Source organism: Noviherbaspirillum sp. ST9 (genome assembly GCF_048799745.1).
In the GTDB taxonomy this organism is placed as follows: domain Bacteria; phylum Pseudomonadota; class Gammaproteobacteria; order Burkholderiales; family Burkholderiaceae_D; genus Noviherbaspirillum.
The window spans coordinates 1-601 of the sequence record NZ_JBLWFR010000140.1; the positions used below are offsets into that span (position 1 = coordinate 1).

General features: G+C 62.7%; 1 protein-coding gene. It reads right to left on the reverse strand.

The features are described from left to right. Positions 1-601: nitroreductase (locus tag ACNOHI_RS25200; RefSeq protein ID WP_420477469.1), on the reverse strand; the 601-nt coding region annotated here is incomplete at its 5' end.

Genomic DNA, 601 nt, shown 5'->3' on the forward strand with positions numbered 1-601 from the left:
CTAGGCTCCACTCGCAAATCCCACGAACGTCGTCGCTTCATCGACCGACTTGCGCTCGGACACGACGGCATTGGCGGGAAAACTGTGATCCGGCCAGCCCAACGCGATGCTTTTCATGATCACCTGATCATCCGCGATCCCGGCATGCTCGCGCACGACGGGGGATTGCATGATCCCCTGGCTGTTGATCACGGCGCCAAGCCCGCGCGACCAGGCCGCGTTGACGAGCGCGGTCGCCACGGCGCCACAGTCGAAGGCGGTATCGTCGCTGGAGGCCAACTGGCGATCGTATGTGATGATCACGCATACGGGCGCGTCGAACTGACGAAAGCCGCGCAGGACCCAGTCCTGCCGCTGCTGCTTGTCATCTCGCGCAATTCCCATTGCGCTGAACAACTGCTTGGCAACACCAATCTGGCGTTCGCGATGCACGCCCTCGAATGCCTGGCCGGTTCGAAACTCGCGCGAGTGCGGCACGCCCGCCAGATTGCGCTCGGTGTTGCCCTGACGGATGCGATCCAGCGGTGCTCCGGTGATGACGTAGAAATTCCAAGGCTGGGTATTCATCGACGATGGCGCGCGCATGGCCAGCGCCAGGATT